The 23,961-nt window shown below is 37.6% G+C and carries 18 protein-coding genes; 5 read left to right on the top strand and 13 right to left on the bottom strand.

Annotated elements, in window-relative coordinates:
• Positions 1-158: 158 nt before the first annotated feature.
• Positions 159-458: an ArsR/SmtB family transcription factor gene (locus MUB18_RS16690; RefSeq protein WP_248753911.1), complete on the bottom strand. Its 300-nt coding sequence runs from the start codon at positions 456-458 to the stop codon at positions 159-161.
• Positions 459-984: 526 nt separating this feature from the next.
• On the opposite strand from MUB18_RS16690, the gene MUB18_RS16695 reads away from it, so the two are divergent.
• Positions 985-2,811 (top strand): right-handed parallel beta-helix repeat-containing protein, encoded by a 1,827-nt coding sequence (locus MUB18_RS16695; RefSeq protein ID WP_248753912.1) that lies wholly within the window; start codon positions 985-987, stop codon positions 2,809-2,811.
• A gap of 199 nt (positions 2,812-3,010) precedes the next feature.
• On the opposite strand, the gene MUB18_RS16700 is transcribed toward MUB18_RS16695, so the two are convergent.
• The 8 genes from MUB18_RS16700 to MUB18_RS16735 form a co-directional block, all read right to left on the bottom strand.
• A complete protein-coding gene (locus tag MUB18_RS16700) occupies positions 3,011-3,610 on the bottom strand; it encodes a hypothetical protein (RefSeq protein WP_211322278.1) in 600 nt (199 codons plus the stop codon).
• Positions 3,611-3,650: 40 nt separating this feature from the next.
• Positions 3,651-4,937 (bottom strand): DUF4375 domain-containing protein, encoded by a 1,287-nt coding sequence (locus MUB18_RS16705; RefSeq protein WP_248753913.1) that lies wholly within the window; start codon positions 4,935-4,937, stop codon positions 3,651-3,653.
• 38 nt (positions 4,938-4,975) lie between these two features.
• Entirely contained in the window at positions 4,976-6,280 is a 1,305-nt protein-coding gene (locus MUB18_RS16710; protein ID WP_248753914.1) for a DUF2931 family protein, read from the bottom strand.
• 224 nt (positions 6,281-6,504) lie between these two features.
• Complete coding sequence (locus MUB18_RS16715; protein WP_248753915.1) at positions 6,505-7,452, bottom strand: nitrilase family protein; 948 nt, start codon at positions 7,450-7,452, stop codon at positions 6,505-6,507.
• A gap of 84 nt (positions 7,453-7,536) precedes the next feature.
• The gene (locus tag MUB18_RS16720) at positions 7,537-8,343 is read right to left on the bottom strand and encodes a helix-turn-helix domain-containing protein (protein ID WP_248753916.1); all 807 of its coding nucleotides are present in this window, start codon (positions 8,341-8,343) and stop codon (positions 7,537-7,539) included.
• Positions 8,344-8,407: 64 nt separating this feature from the next.
• Positions 8,408-9,034 carry a hypothetical protein gene (locus tag MUB18_RS16725; RefSeq protein ID WP_248753917.1) on the bottom strand — a complete coding sequence of 209 codons (627 nt, stop codon included), beginning with the start codon at positions 9,032-9,034 and terminating at the stop codon, positions 8,408-8,410.
• Between the two features lie 189 nt (positions 9,035-9,223).
• Positions 9,224-10,474, bottom strand: a complete 1,251-nt coding sequence (locus MUB18_RS16730; protein WP_248753918.1) for an NAD(P)/FAD-dependent oxidoreductase — start codon at positions 10,472-10,474, stop codon at positions 9,224-9,226.
• 113 nt (positions 10,475-10,587) lie between these two features.
• The gene (locus MUB18_RS16735) at positions 10,588-11,118 is read right to left on the bottom strand and encodes a flavin reductase family protein (RefSeq protein ID WP_248753919.1); all 531 of its coding nucleotides are present in this window, start codon (positions 11,116-11,118) and stop codon (positions 10,588-10,590) included.
• 444 nt (positions 11,119-11,562) lie between these two features.
• Between MUB18_RS16735 and MUB18_RS16740 the strand changes: the two genes are divergently transcribed.
• The gene (locus MUB18_RS16740) at positions 11,563-12,132 is read left to right on the top strand and encodes a hypothetical protein (protein WP_248753920.1); all 570 of its coding nucleotides are present in this window, start codon (positions 11,563-11,565) and stop codon (positions 12,130-12,132) included.
• 60 nt (positions 12,133-12,192) lie between these two features.
• On the opposite strand, the gene MUB18_RS16745 is transcribed toward MUB18_RS16740, so the two are convergent.
• Positions 12,193-12,717: an ExbD/TolR family protein gene (locus MUB18_RS16745; RefSeq protein ID WP_248753921.1), complete on the bottom strand. Its 525-nt coding sequence runs from the start codon at positions 12,715-12,717 to the stop codon at positions 12,193-12,195.
• Between the two features lie 388 nt (positions 12,718-13,105).
• Positions 13,106-14,089 (bottom strand): aldo/keto reductase, encoded by a 984-nt coding sequence (locus tag MUB18_RS16750; RefSeq protein ID WP_094772928.1) that lies wholly within the window; start codon positions 14,087-14,089, stop codon positions 13,106-13,108.
• Positions 14,090-14,706: 617 nt separating this feature from the next.
• Here MUB18_RS16750 and MUB18_RS16755 point away from each other — a divergent pair.
• On the top strand, positions 14,707-15,231 hold the full coding sequence (locus MUB18_RS16755; protein ID WP_045756366.1) for a YceI family protein: 525 nt from the start codon (positions 14,707-14,709) through the stop codon (positions 15,229-15,231).
• A gap of 86 nt (positions 15,232-15,317) precedes the next feature.
• Here MUB18_RS16755 and MUB18_RS16760 read toward each other — a convergent pair whose 3' ends face one another.
• Positions 15,318-17,444 (bottom strand): catalase, encoded by a 2,127-nt coding sequence (locus MUB18_RS16760; protein ID WP_248753922.1) that lies wholly within the window; start codon positions 17,442-17,444, stop codon positions 15,318-15,320.
• 839 nt (positions 17,445-18,283) lie between these two features.
• Between MUB18_RS16760 and MUB18_RS16765 the strand changes: the two genes are divergently transcribed.
• A complete protein-coding gene (locus MUB18_RS16765; protein ID WP_248753923.1) occupies positions 18,284-18,505 on the top strand; it encodes a hypothetical protein in 222 nt (73 codons plus the stop codon).
• Positions 18,506-18,839: 334 nt separating this feature from the next.
• Here MUB18_RS16765 and MUB18_RS16770 read toward each other — a convergent pair whose 3' ends face one another.
• Positions 18,840-22,916 carry a two-component regulator propeller domain-containing protein gene (locus MUB18_RS16770; RefSeq protein WP_248753924.1) on the bottom strand — a complete coding sequence of 1,359 codons (4,077 nt, stop codon included), beginning with the start codon at positions 22,914-22,916 and terminating at the stop codon, positions 18,840-18,842.
• A gap of 166 nt (positions 22,917-23,082) precedes the next feature.
• On the opposite strand from MUB18_RS16770, the gene MUB18_RS16775 reads away from it, so the two are divergent.
• Complete coding sequence (locus MUB18_RS16775) at positions 23,083-23,937, top strand: glycoside hydrolase family 16 protein (RefSeq protein ID WP_248753925.1); 855 nt, start codon at positions 23,083-23,085, stop codon at positions 23,935-23,937.
• The last annotated feature ends 24 nt before the right edge of the window (positions 23,938-23,961 follow it).

The raw sequence follows: 23,961 nt of genomic DNA on the forward strand, positions 1-23,961 counted from the left end.
TTCTAGATGTTAATAATTCAAAAATTAAGGTACTTAAATACCTTATTTCACAGATGGGTAGAATCTAAAATTAGCATCTAATTTCTGACGCTCATCTTCTGAGTTAATCAATAGCTAAAAATTACCAACCTTTCTTGGTAAGCTCTTGACACATTCCTTTACAAAGTATCTTTAATATAGGAAGCAAGTTCTTGAATTCTTTTTTCATTTCGTTTATAATAAGTCCACTGGCCTTCTCGAACAGATTTTAACAAACCACAATTCACCATAGAAGTGAGATAAGAAGAAATTGTTGACTGCGACAAACCAGCTTTTTTCTGAATGACACTCATACAGACTCCATAATCTGTCACTTCAGGCTCGATATCCTCAGCATTAAAATGATTCTTTGGATTCTTCAACCAATGCAAGATCTGTAAGCGATGTTCATTTGCCAAAATTTTAAAAATATCAACCATATCTATATATCTAATAATCTCGATACAAACATATTTAAAATCGACTTGATCTCTGTTAAATTCATGTCATCTTACCAAATCATATACTAAGAAAAATATCTCATCCCTCAACAATTATTACAAAAAATCAATGTCTTTGCAAATACGCCAAGTACTAATACTGAATAAGAACATGTAAAGGGCATCTATTTTTGATTTTTTTTAAATGCTTAAATGTACATAATTAATGAAAAAGTTTTTCAGATGATGCATCTGAATTGCTTCAAATAACATGCACTAACAAACGAGTGCATAAATCATTTGCAGATAAATGCATGACAAAAATCAAGAATACAAAACCAAAAATCCATCTTTTACCCGATGTTTAAATCGTGTATGAATCTGATTACAATCTACATTCAGAGCTCGCAGAGCTCCAATATTCTTTGAAATCCTGATCTATTAGCGTATGTTTGCCTATCTTATATCGGGATTAAATCTTCGATATAGACAACCCTAAATCTGATAACACCCAAACTTATACATCATGCACAATTGGTTAAAAAATAACATAACGGTGATCTTCCTTGCCTTTATTAGTTTTCAAGCACAGGCAAATCCAAGTCCAAAAGTTTACGACTTGGCGAAGTATGGCATTCATCCCAATACTGGGAAAAACAGCAGTCCGACAATCAATCAAGCGATCCAAAAAGTTGTGGCAGAAGCGGGAAAAAATACCCCCATTATCATCAAGTTTCAGAAAGGGCGTTATGACTTCCATGCCCAAGGTGCTTTACAGAAAGTATATTACATCTCCAACCATGACCAAGAAAATCCAAAAACAGTCGGTATAGCCTTAGAACAATATCAAAATATCACCATAGATGGTCAAGGTTCTGATTTTATCTTTCACGGCCGGATGTTACCGATTTCCTTGGTTGAAAATAATAACCTGACACTCAAAAATATCCACATCGATTTCGAGCGACCGCAGATCTGTCAAGTCAAGATTTTGGAAAATGATGTTACATCAGGGATCATCACCTATCAAACAGCACCTTGGGTCACCTATACCATCCATGATAGTACATTTTATAACACAGGCGAAGGTTGGGAAATGCGCCCCACAGCAGGCATCGCTTTTGAAGAAAAAACAAAGCACATCGTTTACAACAGCAGCGATATCGCAGTAGGTACAACACATGTTTCCGAAATATCAAAAGGTATCATTAGAGCCTATAAGTGGAAAAATCCGAAACTGATACCTGGTACTATTGTCGCTATGCGAAGCTGGCATAGACCTAACCCTGGTATTTTTGTCCATAAAGGAAAAGACATTCATTTAGAAAACATAAGCATACACTATGCCGAAGGAATGGGGCTACTGGCACAACTAACGGACAATATTTATTTGAACAAATTTCAAGTCGCATTAAGAAGCAAAAACGATCCGCGCTATTTTACAGCACAGGCAGATGCCACACATTTCTCTGGCTGTAAAGGTGTCATTGTTTCCAATAATGGTCTATATGAAAACATGATGGACGACGCCATCAATATACATGGCACTTATTTAAAAGTCATTCAAAAATTGGATAATAAAACTATTCTTGCCAGATACATGCACGAACAATCCTATGGTTTTGATTGGGGATATACAGGCGACTCCGTACAGTTTATACAGTCCAAAACCATGGAACTTTGGGACCATAAAAATCATATTCAGTCTATTGAAGTTCTCCGCAAAAAAGATAGTGATCCGATACAGGATTTTAAGATTGTATTCACCAACCCCTTGGATGAATACATTGATCCTACTCAGCTGGATATCGGTATCGAGAATCTAACCTGGACTCCAAAAGTAACATTCAAAAACAATACGGTACGCAATAACAGAGCACGCGGAGCATTATTCAGCACTCCTCAAACAACAGTTGTAGAAAACAACCTTTTTGATCATACGTCCGGAACAGCTATATTATTATGCGGTGATAGCAACGGTTGGTACGAAACCGGAACATGCCGAGATATCACCATTCGAAACAACACGTTTATCAATGCACTCACCAATATGTTCCAATTTACCAATGCCGTTATTTCCATCTATCCGGAGATCCCTGATTTAAAAAACCAGAAAAAATATTTTCATAGCGGCATCAAGATTGAAAAAAACGACTTTTATACCTTTGATAAACCGGTCCTATATGCAAAATCAGTAGATGGCATTACCTTCAATAACAATAAAATCAAAACCAACACCCAATATCCAGCATTCCACTGGAATAAAAAAGAGATTCTATTTGAACGTGTCATCAATGCCCAGATCAACAATAACACGATCAATGGCAAACCACTGATGTACCCATATCATTAAAAATACATATTTTTAAACATAAAAACGGCCTATCTCTTAAACCGAGATAGGCCGTTTCAGTTTGATATCCGCTTTGCTATTCTACATCTGATCCAGTATAGCTAAAATTCTGTTTAGTTTTTCCACTTTCTTTCATCAGCGATATTTATCAATTATAATTGAGTAAATGAGAAACAGATCCTAATGGGCATACTTTGCTTTATTCTTGTTGTATCCAAGCAAAATGACCATCATGGAGATAAATGATACCACCGCCACAAGCTTCGGCCTGATGGATGAAAATACCATCATTCGGAAGTTTTATTTTATCATTTTCATTTACCTGTTCTTCTGTAATAATTTCACCTTCATCATTGACATTATTATAATAGATCTCTCCTTTTGGAGCTATTTCAAAAATACCAACCCATTCAATATCATCAAAACCCTGTCCCAATATATCCTGTCCCATTCCCAAATAGACAATTTTTTTATTTCCAAAAGCTATTTTTAGACCATATTTATGATTCATGGTATGTTGAACGATATGCACTGTATCCATACGGGCATCCCCATCCATATCACATAGGACAACATGAGGATCATGTTTTGTAGAGACCACGATCGTATCCTTGAGCACAGATTTTTGATCAGGATACATGGTATTTTTAGATTTCCCTTTTACTGCTAAACTATCCAACATCTCCGTTTTAGCTTCTGAGATAGCGTTTGCTTTACTTGCTTTACCATCTTGGCAACTCCAAACGGCCAATGTATAGCCTGCAAACAACAAAAGTAAACACATTCTACTTCTTACCATACCTTAATGCATCTATCTTGTTATAATGAAATATATTTTTTTAGCTTCCACAAGCGATATAATAAGTCGGAACTCCTTCTACTATTGTGGGGTGATCGTCTATGCCCTCAAAAAACACGTGGTCGCCAAGCTCTTTATTAACCTGTTGGTTATGTGTTTTCATCAAAAACTCTAAAGCAGTGAAGTTTTTGCCATTATCAGCTTTAAATTTAGCTATGATTTCAACCTGATATCCATCATCCTCAGGCTCCTCATCAAATATATCTTCATGGTCAGAAATCAACTGGTCATTCTCCAATAAATCTGATGATTTCGTGATCCAAGCTTCATATTGAATCTGTACCTCTGGTGCATCCAGCACAATCTCATTCGGATTCCAGCGCTCAGCTGTATTATAAATATCCTTTTGGTACTCTGCGACTTTCTGATTAAATGCTTCCGCATCTGAATAACTTTCAGACGAAAAAGACCAAGCAATTTTATTTAAAGTGGATTTATTATCCATATTTCCTCCTATTTTTTCAATTAAATCAACATAAATACAAAACGTTTTTTCAATAATATGATCTTGATTATCCCAATATTGCACATCCAATATTTCAGATATTTCATGTTGTTCCTCAGCCGTTAAATGATTCGGGATATCCCATAATTTTTGAATTTCTTTATGATCCTCTAGGCGTTGGATAATTTGATATTGTTTTTGTATAATCGCCAAAGATTCCTCCGCTTTCAAGCGTTTCAATGCCCTTACAGCATGACTATAACAGACCATCCCCCAATTACAGAAAAATTGAAGAAATCCTCCATTGTACATATCCATTTCGAGCTTCCAGAGAGCTGCCAACTCTTGTTCTTGCTCTGAAAGCGCATTCCAGTCATCTTCATGATGACTCAGTTTTTCAACAAACTGAACCGTAAAATCAAACCATTTTCTATCCAAGGCCTCCGCATCTTCTGCCGGTAATACTTCCCTTTGTTTCTGCAGATCTTGGATACACCATTGCTCAAAATTCATGGCCGTAGTATCCCCCAGACTTGCACTTTTTTGAAAATATGACAATGCATTTGTCAGATCCTGACTGTAGTAGTAAGCATAGCCAACTCTAAAATTCCACAAAGGATCTTCTAAGCCAGCATCACTTTCAGACAACAAAATTTCGAGCGCTCTTGCGTAATCTGAAATATTATTATAAGCACGACCCAACAAGTTCTTCAACGTATAAGTTAATTCTGATTCCGGCATTTCTTCAAGGACGCTTATTATCTGATCGTGTTTACTTTTATCATGCCACTGATTGAGCTGTGTCATTAATTTATCATCCATACTTAAGTTTTAATAATTTCAATAAATACCAGCAAAATTTAATCCTTTTTTAATATTAACGGAAACTCTTCTCTATTATTTTGAGCAGTTACCTGCTCTATTTTTCCCTGTTGATTGATTTTACACGTTACGATCACTGTTATTTTTTGTTTACTTAACGTTAATTTTTCAAAAGCACTATAGATATCTTCCTCATCAAAGACCACATACTCCCGCTTCATTTTACCATCTGCACCTGTATATTTTAGAAACAAAGAGGAAGGTACCGGATGCGCAGGAAATTTTTTTTGAGACAATATAGGATCAATTAGTGTAAACTTTTCGCCGTTAAAAAATTCAACTTCTAATTCTGGATTATCCAGAACAGTGTCCTTGACAAATTGAAGAGTCCACCCGTAAGGTTGTCGATATTTTTTACGCCATTTATCATATGGGATCAGATCATCCGTAGTATGAACTTGCTCGACCCAATCTTTGCCCTTTCTTAGTCTGGTCAATTCTTCCCGAACCTCTTGACGCCTGGCAGGCTCTATCGCTATAGTATCTAATTTTTGCGCCTGATAAAAACTCACTTCGGTTGCATTACCCCAATTGCTTCCCACCCAAAGTGCCGCATCGCCACCAGGTGCTAGTCCAACAATGATTTCATCATAGGTGCGGTGGAATACACCGTTGTGGTTTTTTGCTTCAAATCCTTTTTTAAACAATTGGGTTATTTTTTCTTTATCTAAGGATACCTGAAGCTTATAATAACAATCCTCAACAACCGAATACCAAGTTAGATTTAAACTATCTGGCATCACGATACTACCCCGATCTTGACTGATAAAAGTAGTCATTCCTAAACCCCACCTCGAATCATAAAATTTGTCATCGATATCCGGAAAAGCATTATTTCTGCTCCAAGACGCAATAAAAAAACGTCCCTCCAGCACGCGTACCGGGTAGCCCTCGGGATTAGAGATCGCGGGTTCCCAATAATATTTTTGCGAATTACGCCACTCCCTTTCCACACTCATTTCTGAGCGAGAAACAGTCGTTGTCTTCAAGATCAATACGATATTGAAGATCACAGCAATCAAACAGTATATACCGATTATCCAATTTTGTCTTAATGTCAGTTCCGTACCTTTTTTACCTCGACCAAAAATGAGCAGCAGCGCAATAAAATGGAATATAAACTGTGATAAGAGTATCAAAATACCCAAAAGATTTGCAAAACTAGCCCAGAGACCTTGCGTTTCAAATGCAACACCATCGCCTAAACACAGATAAAACAAAAATCCAAAACCAGTGATGGCGCCGGCAATTAGAAAAATTTTACGGAGGTGTGTTCTATTCATATGCCAGTGTTTATCATGATGAGCGGTTTGTGGAAAGATGAAGTGCTATTAAATAAATGTCGTACAGGCTAGAAGCAAGATAACCAAATATACGCAACTCATCCTGATTTTAAAACATTAAAAAACGGTACCCCAATCTGTTCAGACTGGAAGTATACCGTTTATGTTCAACCTACATACCAATCGTTAGAGTTATAGCTCATGGCAGGCATGTGCCGCGCGGTTTATTTATGCAACCACACCACTTTTTGTTCACTTAGATGTTGTTGTCCCAAGATATCCCTATACAATTCAGGCTTTCTCGCTCTGATATACCGATATCCGCCCGCTTTCATCAACTTATCAGCAGTCAATTCTGCCACACAAATTTCATTGCCCAAAGAACGACATTCAGCCATCACATCACCATAGGGATCAATAATCATCGCACATCCATTCTTCAACTGGTCATCATCCATGCCGATAGGGTTTGCAAATACAGCATATATAGCATTATCATAAGCACGTGCAGGCAGCCATTTCATCAACCAGCTACGACCTTTCAATCCGTCAAACTCATATCGAAGCAACGCGCTATTTTCTTGCTTATTTTTCCACAATTCTGCATCTACAAATCCAGCACCAGGACGTGTTGAAGGGGTACACATCGTCACATGAGGCATAAATATCACCTGTGCCCCGAGCAAAGTGGTCGCCCTCACATTTTCAATGATATTATTATCATAGCAGATCAAGATTCCACACTTCCAACCCTTTATCTCAAAAATAGTATAAGCTGTTCCCGCAGAAAGATGTGGATTGATAAACGGATGTAGTTTCCGATGTTTAGCGATAAGCCCCGTTTCATCCACACAGATATACGCTTTAAAAAGAGCTCCTAAAGCGTCTTTTTCAAATAGTCCAGCCAAGATTGTTATCTGATATTCCTTAGCGATTGCTATTAATGCTTTGACAGACGGACCATCAGGGATCAGTTCCGCCAAATCCAGCATCTCCTCCCGGGACAAGTTCCGAGCAAAGGTATAACCGGTGATCGAACATTCATGAAAGGCAACTACGTCTGCTCCTTGCCGCGCTGCCTCTGCTGCCAATTGCCTGATCAGATCAAGATTATAGGTTTTATCGCCGCTACGATTTTCAAACTGTACACTGGCAATTTTTAAGTTTTCCATTGATATCTAAATTTATAAACCACTAATGATTCAAAATTAGCTGGACGCCCTAAAAATAAATTGTAAAAAACCGACAATTTCATTTTATAATACCTGCATCAAGTTGATCGCAAGCAGATGATTATTGTTACGATACTGTGTGGGTGTTACACCTACATGTCGCTTGAAGAAATTATTCAAATGCGCCTGATCATAATAACCACTCGCATATACAATCTGAGAAAGTGTAACCTCAGATCTAGATTTTTGCAATGATTTAAGGAAATACTGAAACTTGATCACATCTATAAATTTTTTAGGAGCAATTCCGACCTGCTCTTTAAATTTCCGTTCCAACTGCCGTTCTGTAACGGGAAGCTCATTGATGATATCCGCCACAGCAATGATCCCATTTGCTTGATAGATCAACCTTAAAGCACCATTTATCAGTCCATCTTCATGTTGAAACCGGTTTACTCTCGAAACTAACATCTGCTCGATCGCTGTTATCGCTTCAGCACGATTCGCACTGCTTAAAACCCGATTTTCGATATCGTCGCCTTCCTGACCAAAGACGGAGCGCAAAGGTACAACTGTATTGTTTAATTCAGAGGCAGATATATGTAGCAAAGCACGTAGGGCATGAGGTTGAAGTACCACGATCAGCATATCCAATTTACCGACCGATCGAATGTCATTAAAATGCGTCATCTGTCCATAAAGAAAACTATGAGGCTGCACACTGCTCGAATGGCGATCAGATTCTTGTAAAAACGGATCTTTAAAATGAAACACCAAACCAGGATTACCATCAGAAAATAAACGATAATTGGCAAACACCTCCTGTTCATGCCTAATGATCAAGTAGTGTTTTACAATATTAGAAAGCATCAATGTTGGATAAAGCTGCATAATCTCAAGGTGCTAATTTAATAAAGATAAGAAAGATAATACGAAAGCACTCTGCTCACCTCCTTTAGTCAGCAACAATAAACGTTTTGGGGTCAAATCCTTCCAGATAATCTATTTTCCACAGCCCATGATCCAGTACAGCTTTAGCTTTGTATCCAAAGTCACCACCCCACGACCAGCTGAAGATGGCATCTCCATTGCTCATATGAACATTTTTTAAGGTAATATTTTCCCAATATTTATCTGGATTATCTTGACAATTGCACCACGGATTTGCGCCATTGCCAAATGGCGGAAGCTCACCTACATACCATATTTTGGATTTGTCCTTTAACTTCTCATCGATGGTTCGGGCTATTTGATCGTAATTTTCAACAAAATGATCCGTAAAAAAATTAGTTTCCCTCAGTTCAGCAAGTCGTTGCTCATGTCGTGCGAGATCAAGTCCCACATATACACTATCCATTTCTTGCTGCAGCAGTGGCTCGAAATCTACATGACTGCTTTGTACTTCATTCCATTTGTATAGTTCTACTACCCTATTTTTCAAGTCTTCAAGCAAGGCCCTTGTATTAACGAACGGCATTTCCGCAACCGCTTTAGATTTCGCTGTAGTGACATTTCCACTTTGATTACAAGCTGAAAATAGACCTAGTGTCAGTAAGAAGAATGTTGATTTCAAATATTTCATGATGAATATTGCTTTAGTTTAAGTTCCAACCCACTTCAAGTCCTTTGGAAGCATACTAGAACTGATCTACGGATGAATATCAAATTAAGAGCATGTAAAATTAGCATAATACGCTAACAATTCCGGATATTTAAATCCAGGATCTAGACAAATCAAGAAACAAAACCAACGAAAAGAAAAATAAAATTTTTAAATCATGTCCTTTATAATAGCTTCAGCAGCCTTTCTGCCACTTTTCATAGCAGCATTTATTGAACCGTTTAAAAGGTAATCGCCACAAACAAAACAGTTATCCCTTAATCTAAACATGTGATCATCTAGATCATCAAATACTTTTTCATCATTAGGCAGAGCATAAGGAATATGATAAGTCTTCACATGCTTCCAATGAACAGCATCAGGATACCATGATGTGAGTTCATCGATCACTTTTTTCTGTAGATCTGCCTCAATGATATGAGTATAATCCCCTAACAATGAAAGAGAAATTAAGGCACTGCCATTGTTAGCATATCTTGAAGAAATATTATTCATAACAGCAATATTATTGACCCATTTTCTTTTCGATGTATTTAATGCAATCATGGGATTATTAAATGGCTTTTTAGAGGCTGAAAAATACATATTGGTCACAGCTTGATATCCCTTTAAAATCTGTTGATGAGCAGGAGTTACATTTAATTCGTCTGCCGCTATAAGAACAAAGTTAGCGTTATAAATAGAGCCTGTATGTGTCTTAACAAATTTTTGACCATATTCGATCACCTTCTGATTACAAATAACATCTCCTGGAGAAAAGTCTTTAGCCAATTGCAACGGAATCATTTCCATACCCTTTGCAGGAATCGCAGCATCCCCCTCAGCAAACATTTTAAAAACAAACTCAAACATCCGACTTGATGTTTTCAATTCATCTTCTAAAAATATTCCAGATAAAAATGGCTTAAAGAAAAGCGTCATCATTTGCTCACTAAACCCCCTCTTATTTAGATAATCGACAGTAGTTAATTCCTCCTCTAAAAATATATCATTGATACTTTTACGACCAAGATAGGCTCTTAGCTTGAGCAAGCGCAACTTATCACCAATTGTTCCTACAGCAGAAAATATGGTGCTGATCAAAGACGATGGTTTTCTAATGGGATCACCTACAGTACTGATGCCTTTTTTTGTTAAAATCATTGCTCCAGGATCAAAGGCGCAAAGCTCGAGTGCTTCATAATCCAATAAATGTTGCGCTTCCGGATAAGCCGTCAGTAAAACCTGAAAACCGCGATCGAGTAAAAACCCATCGACCTCGTCGGTTTTTACCCTTCCGCCTATCCTGTCCGAAGCCTCAATTATCTTAAACGATTTACCAGCTTTTTTTAAAATTTTAGCAGCAGTCAGACCGGCTATCCCGGCGCCAACAATAAGTACATCTACATCGTTACTTTCCATGATTCTTATTTTTAATTTCTTAAGATTCAGTACCTGGTTTTGCATAAGATAAAGACCCCACAAACTGCGGAATAAAATAACGATCTAATCCAGATACAGCCATAGACCCGGCTTTAATATGATCCACCGTCCCCCCCCTCTTCAATAATCAAATCATCAATCAGTAGCTGCACGATCTCGCCAATGACGATTGTCGTTCCATTGATCGCGACATCTATAATTTCTCTTAACTCCAAACCTATTCTCACAGTAGATTCTTGGACAAATGGAGCTTTAAAATCTTCTTTATAACATTCATGAAAGCCGCATGTATCAAATTCAGATATTCCCGAAGCATAACTGGCGCTGGTCTGATGCGCTTGTTTATACCAATCTGGCAATACATTGTTCAACGTGTACTGCCCAGTAGCCTGTATATTGTTAAGCGTATCGTTGTGTTCGCGCTGTGGTCTCATCACCAGTCCCAGCAAGGGCGGAAGAGCGCCTAAGTGAAATGCAGAACTAATAATGCTTAGATTAGTTGTACCCGCCCGATTGCATGTACCTAATAGATTCAGTGGTTTTACACCGATCAAACTATTAATCAGATTGATTCGATAGAATTTATCCATTTCATCGATTTCACTTCTATTTATTGCTTTCATCTATTAAATTATCTTATTTCAAATATAACCTAAACCAATATCATCAAGCATTGATTACATAAAAATACAGCCTTAAATTAAGGACTCAATACATATACCAAAGCTCTAAAAGATAAAAATACAATTTAAGTATTATTATATACCAAAATACAGATTTATATTTTACAAAACTGTAAATACATGACTATAATTACTAAAAAAGACACTAATTAAAAAATTAAAGAACAATAGTAAACTATATTATTTGCAGTATCAAGTTGATTTTATGAAAAGTTTAGTATTCAGAAAATGATTATTTTTGATCATAACGAATAGGATGTTTATTCTCCCAATTTTGATCACATCATTACATTCATAAATTCTGATTACTAAAAACTAGCATGTTTCACTATAAATAACTATTTTTAAACCAAATACAACTAAAAGTAAACTAACTCTAAGTATATGATCAACCAGTTTGCAGCAGTTCTGATTTTGGGATTCAGTATCAGCCTCGCTCATGCACAGATAACCAGTATTTCGGTCAATAAAGCAAATTTCGAGCAGTCTGGTTTTCCCTATAAAGGAAAAAGAGTACTTCAGGTGGAGCACATCACCACGCCTCAAGAAGATAATTATATTGTGTTCTCCAAAGAAGAGCGTCATGCCGATCCCGATCACCTATATATCCAACAGTTTCAAAAAATAGCTGATAAATGGACCGTTGTTGCCGAAGATGATGTATCCGAAAAAGGGATTGTCACCTCCGTATGGGATGCACGAAAATCTTTTTTCGATGCTGATAAAGATGGTAGGCTTGACGCTATTTTTGTATATTCCAGACATCCAAAGGAGGATATGCAAAAACAGCTGAGCTGTATCGCCGTAATCCTCTACAAAAAACAGTTTTACAGACTTCAGGCAGACCATGATGATGGCTATCAAAACACGACCTATTCGGACAATTATGGTCAACTACCCGAGGTTATCAAAATACAAATTACCAATTTCTGGCAAAAATTGGATAAAGATTAAAAGAATATCGCTTCGTCCTCACCTGACGAAGCGATACAAGGATCATTCGAAAACAGCAAATTAAAGCATAGCTAAAACCATCTTTTCCTCGTCGTCTCCGATTTTACTGATGGTATAGCGTTTGATATCCACCTGTTTCATCTCATCCAACGCTTGGATCACATCTACAGCACGAGCTTCCTTACTCGGTTTAATCAAGACGATCATATCCTTACCGTCAGCCTTTGGAGGGATTTCTGCTTTTAGACGATCCAAGACTTTTCTTATCCCTGTCTTACTTAGATCAGTAAACTCCGGTTTTGATATGGGATGATTAAAATCGCCATGATACCACATCAATCCCTTATCGGTCAATAACAGGGAAACTACACGCCTTTCGTCTAGCAATAAAGGGTTTTCTCCATGATTGTCCGGCATCGCCACATCTAATCGATACGGTTTACTTAAGGTGGTGGTCAACATAAAAAAAGTGATCAATAAAAAAGCAAGATCCACCATCGCAGTAAGATCGACCTTCGGAGCCAATTTTTTACTTCTTATTTTCTTTATCCCTGCTTGCGGTTGTTTTTGATTTAGCTCTGCCATGACATTCTAGATTAAAAGGATATAAATAGGTTTATACTCTTTTATAGGATGTACCCATGACACTTATTCCATATTAAATTTCAATAAAAATATAAAGTTTTATCACAACAGCTTTATTTAAAATCGAGGAGCATGCCTTAAGGTAATTTCACCTTCAACATACGGTCAGGCAATACTGATCTATTTTTTCCATCGCTCCGATTGTCATCCTTCGGCAGTCTGGCACATGAAAAATACAAATACGCCATCTTCGACCGACAGCAATTAGATCTGGCCAAAATAACCTCAAATCTTATACAAAGGTTTTTTGTTCCCCGATGCACTTAAATACTTGATCGAATAAACCGATCAAGTTGTGAAATAATTCTTTTTCTTTCGCGATATCCCTTTAAAAATTATTAACAAATTCATTGATGGTTTCGATTTCCTCTTGGGTTAAATGGATATCGATCGCTTTAGCATTTTGAACCGCCTGCAGTGCATTTCTTGCCCCTGCCAATGCAATGGTAATCCCTGCCCTTTCGATAGTCCACCGTAATACCAATTGGGCTAAAGTTGCATGATGCTGATCTGCAATTGGTTTTATTTTCGCCAGTAAATCATTTGTTTTAGTAATAAAATCAGGCTGGAAATGTGGTAATTTTGCGCGGTGATCACCAGGTTGAAATTGATAATCAGCAGTGATTTTACCTGTCAATAAACCTCTCTCCAATGGACTATACGCTAGGATTGATTTGTTATTAACCACACAATACGAAACTGTTTCCTGCTCGATATCCCGATTGACCATACTGAATGGGACTTGGTTAGAAACTAATTTTAATGTTTTTTCAGCTTCCTCCATTTCCGCCGCACTATAGTTACAAACCCCAGCATAACGTACCTTACCTTGTTCTATCAAACGGGTAACTGCTTCAAAAGTTTCGTCCATCCCTGTCGTGGGGTCGGGCCAGTGAATTTGGTAGAGATCAATGTAATCTGTACCCAAACGTCGCAAGCTCTGTTCACATTCGTAAATAATACTATCTCTACCCGCAAATTTATAGATATCAATATCCTCACCCGAATTGTTTTTACTGTGCATCGCTAAATTTCCTTTTGCCAAATCCCAGCGCATACCAAATTTAGTTAAAATCTGAACCCGGTCGCGACCAATTTCTCTGATCGCCTCACCAACGATTTCTTCACTAGTGCCTTGTCCATAGACGGGCGCTGTATCAATAGCAGTTACACCAACGTCATAAGAAGCTCTAATGGCTTCGATAGCTTCGGTTCTATCCGTACTTCCCCACATCCAGCCGCCAGCCGCCCAAGCGCCAAAAGTAATCGCTGAAATCTCTAATTCACTATCACCTAATTTTCTATATTCCATTTTTATTTTATTTTTAATATATCAAAACATAAATTCACATCTAAGATCCCTATCAATCGAAATTTTTGAATTTCTTACGGTCCTATACCTATAAAACAGTTAACATGGTCGGTTGTTTCGTTCTATTTTCAAACCAGCCTTTACGGTAAAATAAAAACCTGACATACCCATACCATTGTACGGCTACTTACTGTGACATTTTGTTTTTATTTTACCCAGCTAGTCGGGCGATTCAGATGTACAGCATTGGATATAGCAAGTTGACCTTCAACATTTTTTCAGGTATGCGATCGATATACTTGATGTATTACATCATAAAATTCATATGGTTCAATTTCTATCCTGGATCAATTAACCTACTTTTCTGACAAAAAATCCAACAAGTGGTTTTAAAATTGCCTTATACCTTATTCTACATTAAATTACTACTAAATCAATTTGCGAAAATAAATTGAAACCAATAGGAGGCACCTTTGTTTAACTATTGTCACACCTCACATTGTAATTACGAAATTGATGTAGGTCAATAATTATAACAAAAGGATATGCTAATTTTGTAGCATAAATAAGAAGAAGAAAAATAAAAAAAATTATAAACAAATTTAAATATTAAAATTATGGCAAATTGGAGTTTAGACAAAGCACACAGTGAAATTGAGTTTAAAGTAAAACACATGATGATTACTAACGTAAAAGGTCAATTTCAAGATTTCGATGTTACGGTAGACAGTGAATCCAACCATTTAGAAAATGCCAAAATTGACCTGACCATCAAAACAGCGTCTATCAATACTAAAAACGAGCAACGCGATGAACACTTAAGAAGCTCAGATTTTTTTGACGCATCAGCTCATCCAGAGATTACCTTTCATGCGACAAGTAGCACAAAAGATGGGGATGATATCAAATTAACAGGAGATCTAACCATCAAAGGAGTGACCAAATCAATTACTGTAGATGTTGAATTTGGCGGATTAGCCAAGGATCCTTGGGGTAATGAAAAAATCGGTTACACCGCAACCGGTAAAATCAACCGTCAGGATTTCGGATTAACGTGGAATGCAGCATTAGAAACAGGTGGATTGATGGTGAGTGACGAAGTCAAATTTCAAGCAGATTTACAATTCATCGTTACGAAATAAAACAACATAGCATTTTATTAAAAAAGTCATGCTCCAATCAGAAGCATGACTTTTTTACGTTGAATATGATTTGTGAATACACTTGATTAAGCCGGTACTTTACGTACTTTCTCTCGGTCCCATACACGATGGCCCTTCATCGCAGTAATAAAATCTGCAGTCAGATTATGACCAGATTCCAAAATCAGACCGGAATCTTTTTCTTGCTTCGCGATATATGATTCAGCGATCAATTTTTCTGCTCCTTTTGCAAAAGCCAAAGCCTTACAATGTCTAAATCCTTCATTGATAAAGTGAATATAATCAGGCTCATCTTCCAAAGCCGCAACCGAATCTCCATCTGGTGTATAAAATGCATCATAGCAAACGGAAGCCTCGGTCAGATAGGTATGTTGGATTTCTGCTTCACCACCTTCTTTAAATTTTACTGTCCCAGTATGTGTGGATATTAACACAGCCTCTGCTCCTTCAGCTTCCAGTGCCTTTTTCATCACATCGACCGATGCTTTGCTGACACCATCTGCAACTAGAAAAGCAACTTTCCGCGTTTCGATTGTTCCTTCACCTGGAGCAGTAGCCATACTCAATGCTGCCGATTTTTCAACTTCTGGTTTAGGCGCCTGTATCGGATAATCAGGATGATTTTGACGCGCAAACTGCAAGGTTAATTCATCCAGTTGTGCTGGTGGAGTCAATCCAAGATTGGCACCTACCCTTTTAGCAAGCTCCTGATCGATTTGATTCAAGATCGCCAGTTCACGTTTACGGATATCAACAGAATTCACCTTAGAGAGCTCAAAACTATAACCACTGATGATATGTTCCTTTTCAGGTGTTGACTGCGAATTAAAGAACAAACGAGCTTGAGTAAAGTGATCAGCAAAAGATGAAGACCTGCGCCTTACCTTATGACCATCAACTTTCTCCTCGTGACTTTTAAATCCTGTCTCGCCTTTCAACATGGCATGGTAAGGACATCCTCCCCCTAAGCTATTAGGGAAATAGCTCACATTTCCTTTTAAGATATCCTGTCTTCCAAAACCATCTTTTTGATTGTTGTGTTTACCATTGACAGGTCTATTAATCGGAAGCTCATGAAAATTAGGCCCACCCAAACGGTAATTTTGTGTATCTGCATAAGAGAATATACGTCCTTGTAGCAGAGGATCATTGGTCAGATCTATACCCGGTACCAAACGCCCCGGATCAAACGCTACCTGCTCCGTTTCAGCAAAGAAATTTTCGGGATTACGATTAAGAGTCATTGTACCGATGATCGTCACCGGGATCACTTCCTCAGGAATGATCTTTGTCGCGTCCAATAAGTCAAATGAATATTTCTGTTCATCCTCTTCGGGCACCAGCTGTACCCCTAAATCCCATTGCGGGAAATTACCTTTTTCAATATTCTCCCAAAGATCACGTCTTAAGAAATCTGCATCAAAGCCTGATATTTTTTGTGCTTCATTCCATGCGACCGAGTGCACCCCCAATTTAGGTTTCCAATGAAACTTCACAAAAGTACCTTTACCGGCTGCATTGACAAATTTGAAAGTATGTACACCAAAGCCTTCCATCATTCTAAATGAACGCGGAATGGCACGATCTGACATTGCCCACATCAGCATATGTGCAGATTCTGGCATTAAAGAAATAAAATCCCAAAAGGTATCATGGGCAGATGCAGCCTGTGGCATCTCATTGTTAGGTTCAGGTTTAACAGCATGGATCAAATCCGGAAAATTCATCGAATCTTGGATAAAAAAGACTGGAATATTGTTTCCAACCAAATCATAATTACCTTCCTCGGTATAAAATTTCACCGAAAAACCCCGCACATCGCGGGCCAGATCGGTAGAACCTTTAAATCCCGCAACAGTTGAAAAGCGAATAAATAAGGGTGTGACTGTTCCTTTTTTCAAAAAAGCAGCACTGGTATATTTGGACATATCAACCTTCGCTTCAAAAACACCGTGAGCACCAGATCCCCTCGCATGTACTACACGCTCTGGAATGCGCTCACGATCAAAATGAGCCAGCTTATCTTGAAAAATAAAATCTTCTATAAGTGCAGGGCCGCGTTCTCCCGCTTTGAGCATATTGTTGTTATCATTGATCGGAACACCATCATTCGTTGTCAATACCCGGTTAGCATTGTCAATAGTATGGTCTTGGATCTGTTGCACTTTTTTGTTTTCTTGTTGCTTAGCCATGTTTATAGTAGTTATTGATGAAGATTAGCACATGCCAGAGGTAATATACAACCGACACTAAACTATAAACAACTTAAACGTAAAATTGTTTCTCCTTTCGCGCGATCAACTGCATGCAAAAAATGAATCAGACAAATTGATCTCATGCTCCTCGTTCATTTTAAGATCCGAGGTTTTCCATTCAACATGATCGACTTGAAGCGTTACTCATTTTCAGCACCTTATTCAATCAGCATGCCCTTTATTGATCATAAACTGACGCATATATGTCAATTTCTCTGTCAACGATCTAACCATAAAATTGTCAATGATCTGCTAACACGACCTTTAAAATCGTCTTTATCTTAGTATTAGTTCAAATCGGCAACAGTATTGAAGATTAGCCATGTCCATATGAGAAGCCTATAATCATCAAGATGTAAATGCTTTGAACGATTTAATCAAGTGGTCTGCATTTCCACCTGTTTAATTTAACCATGCTCAGATTCCCTAGCTCAACAAGAGCTAGGGGATTTATTTGATAGCTACTGTTTACATTTTAGCTTACAAACCCAACCCCGTATAGAGTAAAATAATAAGTGTCATTTAACTTCAGTTATTTAAGAGCCAACCTTTAATTCTTAGATTAATTAAGATCAAAATAGCAAAGTAAACTTGCCTCATTTCTTTTTGTCAATCTGATTTTATACTCTTAACTTATCATATTCTAAAATGTAAAATATATTAATATGCAAGATCTGGGAAATCTCGGACTTTAATATTTAAACAAATATGCTGATCATGTTGTTTATGACCATATAAATGCACAAAATATAGAAAACAAACTAAAACTATAAATCATGAAAAAATTAACACTATTTGTATTCTTATTGTTAACGACTTCCATTGTCTTTGGACAGGAATTTACTGAAAACACAAAAATTGTGACTACATCGGGTATTGGTTTAGGGTCCGTAATCGCAGTAGTTACTTCTTGGGAACGTAACAAATCCATTCTTTGGGCTATTCTACACGGAATTTTAAGCTGGTTTTATGTTATTTACTTTGCTTTTACCCGATAAGGAATTATAGCTACACAAACACTTTAAATCCTTACAAATTATCAAGCTATCCATTATTAATGTCGGTACAACGGAAATGGCATTTCTTGTTGTACCTATACTTTTTTATATATCACATGATCACCAATGATCATGTATATCGTGACAGCGGATGACTTCGGTCACTTGGATTATTACTATTTAATATTTATCGGCTGTATGTTCTGGAGTTATTGTAACAGATCCAAAAGTTGGAATGCTGAATATGCTACAAACTCTGAAAAACAATCTTGACCACTATGATGATGTAGAAAGTAAAACCAAGCTCCTCTTAACAAATGTAAAGGGATAACAACTATTTTCGATCTTTAATATTTTCAGCAAGTGGTTTTACAAGAGTATAATCTTGGTTAAAATAAGCTCTATACTTTTTGATATAGGCAGAAGGTGTCATGCTATATAAATCTTTAAATTTTTCTCTAAAATATTTCACATCCTGAATGCCCACCTCCACTCCAATTTGGTTTATATTCAAATCAGATCCAGAAAGTAATTCAGCCGCTTTTCGTAATCTGATCGCTCGGACAAATGCAGAAGTCGAAAGCCCTGATAACGCTCTAATTTTCTTATATAGGTTAGAATAGCTCATATGACATAAACTCGCTAATACCTGTGCATTAAAGTTATGATCTTGTAGATTCTCCTCAATAATAGTCATACACTTTTCCAAAAAATCTTTTTCCTCAACTGAAATTCCACCGTGATTTTCATCAGTCCACCCCTCTTCATCTCTCTGTGTAATGCGCTTAAAAAAGTAATCGTGCAAAGCATTCCTATTTTCCATCAGTGCATGCACCCTTTTTATCAAGATTTCAGCATCAAAAGGTTTAGCCATAAAATCATCCGCCCCTGCTTCAATAGCCTGAATTTGATTTTCAGTAGTACTCAATGCACTGATCAAAATGATGGGCAACTGAGTGTACTTGGTATTATTTTTTAGATCTCGACAAAATTGATATCCAGTACCATCCATAAACACTTCGGCAATCACCATATTTGGATTTGTTTTTTCTATTAGTCGCATCGCGTCCTGGCAGTCCTTACCTTCAAAAACGTGAAAGTCCTCTTTAAAGATCTGTCGCATATATTGCCGAAAGACTTTGTTATCATCGACCACTAGAATTGTTTTTTTATTTGTAATTTCCAGCGGACTCAGATGTTGTGGTACCATGTAATTTGCCGCCATTTTTACATCTTCATCGAGTTGATGCTTCAGCAGCTGATTTTCCCACATCATATCATGCAGACGAAGGTACCATCGATCTTTGTTCAAGCTCAACATCATACATGTTTCACCGTCATCGCCTATTTTGTACGACAGTCCACCCAGATGTTCTTTTACAAAATCGCGCGTTAGAATTAAACCTACCCCCAGATCGCTGTCCATTGATCCTTCAAGAAGATTAATCAGCGTTGCCTGCTCACTCGCATCAGCTTTTTTTGTCAAGGATGTGAAGCCCCAAATCAACACCTCAAAATCAGCATCATGTTCTTTCAATGTAACCGAAACAGTAGCCTCCATCTTCAACCTCTGGAAAACAAAAGATAGCAAGTTAAAAATGACCAATGCGATTTTTTGTCTATCTCCATAAATCCACAGTTCCGCTAGCGGAATATCCAAATCAAAGTTAACAAGTTCATGGCCGGACCACTGCTGGTAAGCAAAACTTTCCTCCTGCAGCAGCAAACAAAAATCAAACCTTTCCAATTTTAGCGGTTTGCTAAAACTATTTCCTTTTTTAATTTCACTTAGTTGATCCGCGAGAACAAGAAGTTTGCTCGCATTCTGATAGGCTACTAAAAGATCCTCTGATACATCTTCTCGATATTTTTGGATATATGCCATTAACGGATTGACGACAAAAGTCAATGGTGTCTTGATCTCTTGTACAATATCTGCAAACGTAGCGATCTTCTTTCGACCGATTTCCCGCTCCTTCTCCACCTCAAGCTTTGCAAACTTAGCCTCGTACAACAGTTTTGTCCTATTTTTTTTTATAGTAACATATGTATACACCATTATCATCAAGAGAGCAATATAGAGCATAATCGACCACCAGGTCTGGTACCACGGCGGCAAAATTGTCACATCCAAAAGATGCGTCACTTTCCAATTATTATCCTTTGCTGATGCACGCACCAAGAGTTTATAATTTCCTGGAGCTAAGTGATTATAGTCCATGACAGGAAGTTCAGCCAAATTAATCCAATTAGGATCGTGTCCTATCAATTGAACCGCATATCGCACATTTTCTAAGGAGAAAAATGGAAAAGCTGAAAACTCAAGGTGAAGATTCGTATTGTCATATGGGAGCTCTAGCTTGTGAAAAGAGTTCACATCAGGGCTTACTGTATTTTTAGCGATTAAATCCCGGATTGGTTTACCATTAACTTGTATTGCTGTCAGTTGCGGTTCAAAAGAAAGTGGAGTGACAGCTATGTTTTCAGGCCTCAATACATTAAATCCTTTATTACCACCAAATATCATCTGACTATTACGGAGCTTAAGTGCTGCATGATAGCTAAATTGATTGCTTTGAAGTCCATCCTCCTCCTTAAAATTGACACTACGTTTGGATTTTGTATCAAATTTAATTAATCCATTAAATGTACTTAACCAAAGCTGACCGTTGTCATCCAGCAGTATATTTAATATATTATTATTTGATAAGCCTTGATGCTCCCCATAACTGATAAACTTACCGCTATGTACATTGATGGATAAAATTCCTCTTCCTTCCGTACCGATCCATAGGTTTTTGCTATCTTCTGTACCGTAGATCGCTCGAATGCGATATCCCAAATCGTAGGTAATCATCCGCTGGTCGTGCAGTCTATAATGAATCAGCTGCGCATCATTACCAAACCAAAGATCTCCTCTTAAATCTTCCCAAAATGTCAATATATTGCCAAACTTATTGGATATAAAGACAAATTCCGACGTTGCCTCATTCCATTTATATAAACCAGCATGACCAAAAGTGGTAGCCCAGATACGTCCTTTACGATCTTCAAATATATTCCATACATTATCTGCCCAAATTTTGTTTACCGGATCATAACAGCGATAATGCTTGATCTGCTTGCCATTATTCTCAATCCGATAGATACCATTATTCCAAGTAGAAACCCATAACCGGTATTTTTTATCGCGCCATATTTTAGTGATGCTCTTATCTTTCAGGTCACCTTCAGCCACGGGCAGTAAGGTCTTTGTGGTTCGATCCCAGCTAAAGAGCCCGTAGCCGTCTGTTCCGACCCAGATTCTCTGTTCACTTTCTTCAAAAAAAGTAGAAACAAAAAAATTAGATTTTAAACTAGGATTCAGTTGCTTTGGTACAATAACATTAAAAGACCGTTTTTTCGCGTCTAATATTGTCACTCCACCGCGCAGTGTTGCGCACCACATGCGGCCTTCACGATCCTCCATCACTTGCTTAACAGCATTACTGGACAATCCCGAGCCATCCTTGGCTTCATAGGTTTTACTAAAACCATCTATTTGCTTTAATTTAAGATAGATACCGTCGCCATCGGTAGATGCCCAAATGGTTTCATTTTTAGCTAAAAAGAGATGAAGCACAGGTTTTGAAAAACGAACAAAATGCTGCTTATCCTTAACTGGATGCCATTTATATATACCTGTATTTAAGGCTAAATAAATCGCCCCATCGGGGGTTGACAGCAATCCATTACATTCCTGAAATCGCACATCCTGTACAAGCAATGCGTCGGATTCCTGATCCCATTGACATAGACCTACACCAGCAATGAATACCCACAATGTACCTTGACGATCCAAGTCCATACCCTTTACTTGATAATTCCATTGTCTCTTTCCCCCTAATACTAAAGGAACCTGTTTATAAAGGAGATCAGTTTGGCTGTTAATTAGCAATCCTTTATTATCGGAACCAATAAAAATATTTTTTCCCTGAGCCTTAAAAATTGCAGATCCTGTCAGAGAAATATGCTTTTTGGTGGTCGGATGCAAATAAGAAAGCTTACTAAACGTGTTCCATGTTGGATCAAAGACCACCACAGTATCTAGTGTTGCGATCAAAAGTCGTCCGTCGTGCATCTCAGTGAGTGCTTCTATACGATTTCCAGGAAGCGAATTGAGATCCATGACATTCTTTCTAAAAACCGTAAATCGGTATGCATCATAACGATTCAGACCATCAAACGTACCCATCCACACCATCCCGCTTTTAGATTGGATGATACAATTTACATCATTATTGGAAAGGCCTTGTTCAATTCCAAGAGAATAGCGCTGTAAAACAGAACTTTCTGTAACACCTTGCCCCATTAAAGCATAGGGAAAAATACAGCATAGCAGCAAACAATATATATTTCTTATCCCAAACATCCCGACTAGTTTCTGGATATAAAAATACGATTTATGTCTGACTTATTTGTATAATATTAAAGATTTACCCCCCTAAGATTACTGCTTTACCCCTATTTTTTTGTATTCCCCCCCCCTATCTTAGCATCCAGCAAACCATAGCTCTTTTAAACCATATGATGACTTTATGAAAACAGCACTTTTCATTTTGATCTGCTTGATCTGCAACTTACCTTGTCGAACAGCAGCAGAAAACAGTAAAATAAATCTATTCCATGAGCATTTAGCTCCGTCTCTTTCTTTTGGTTCTATTGATACGGCAAAATGGAACTTAATTTTCTCGGACGAATTTAATAGTTCAGATCGTTTTGATACGACAAAATGGTCCTTCGCTCCCAGGTGGAGCCCCGCTTGGGCGAAATATTTGACTGCCAGCCCCAAATATGTAAGACAAGAATCTGGAAATTTACTTTTACGCATGGACAACCAGGTGATCGAAAATGACGATGTACCCTACCATTCTGGAGGAATTCAGACGGCCAAAAAATTTAATTTCCGATATGGTAAGGTAGAAGTTCGGGCCAAATTTAATCAAGGCAAAGGATCTTGGCCAGCTATATGGATGATGCCCGAACATCCTGTTTCTTACGGCGATTGGCCAAATAGTGGTGAAATCGATATCATGGAGCATGTCAATAAGGAAGATAAAGTACACCAAACTATTCACAATGGAGCAGTCACTGGTACCGATGGCGGAAGCACAGCTACAGAAAACAGCACTTACAATACAGAGGATTTCAACATCTATGCAATCATCTGGGACGCCACCAAAATTGAATTTTATGTCAATCATGTACTGCGCTACACGTACTATAAACCCATACCATCAACTGCTGTGCAATGGCCTTTTGATAAACCTTTTTATCTGATCTTAAATCAGTCTGGAGGAGCAGGATGGCCAGGAGCTATAGATGATGTCGATCTACCTTTTCAAATGGAAGTAGATTACGTACGTGTGTATCAAAAGCAAAAAACAAATTAAATTATATATCCACCCATCTAAAAA

This window comes from Sphingobacterium sp. PCS056 (assembly GCF_023273895.1).
Classification (GTDB): Bacteria; Bacteroidota; Bacteroidia; order Sphingobacteriales; family Sphingobacteriaceae; genus Sphingobacterium.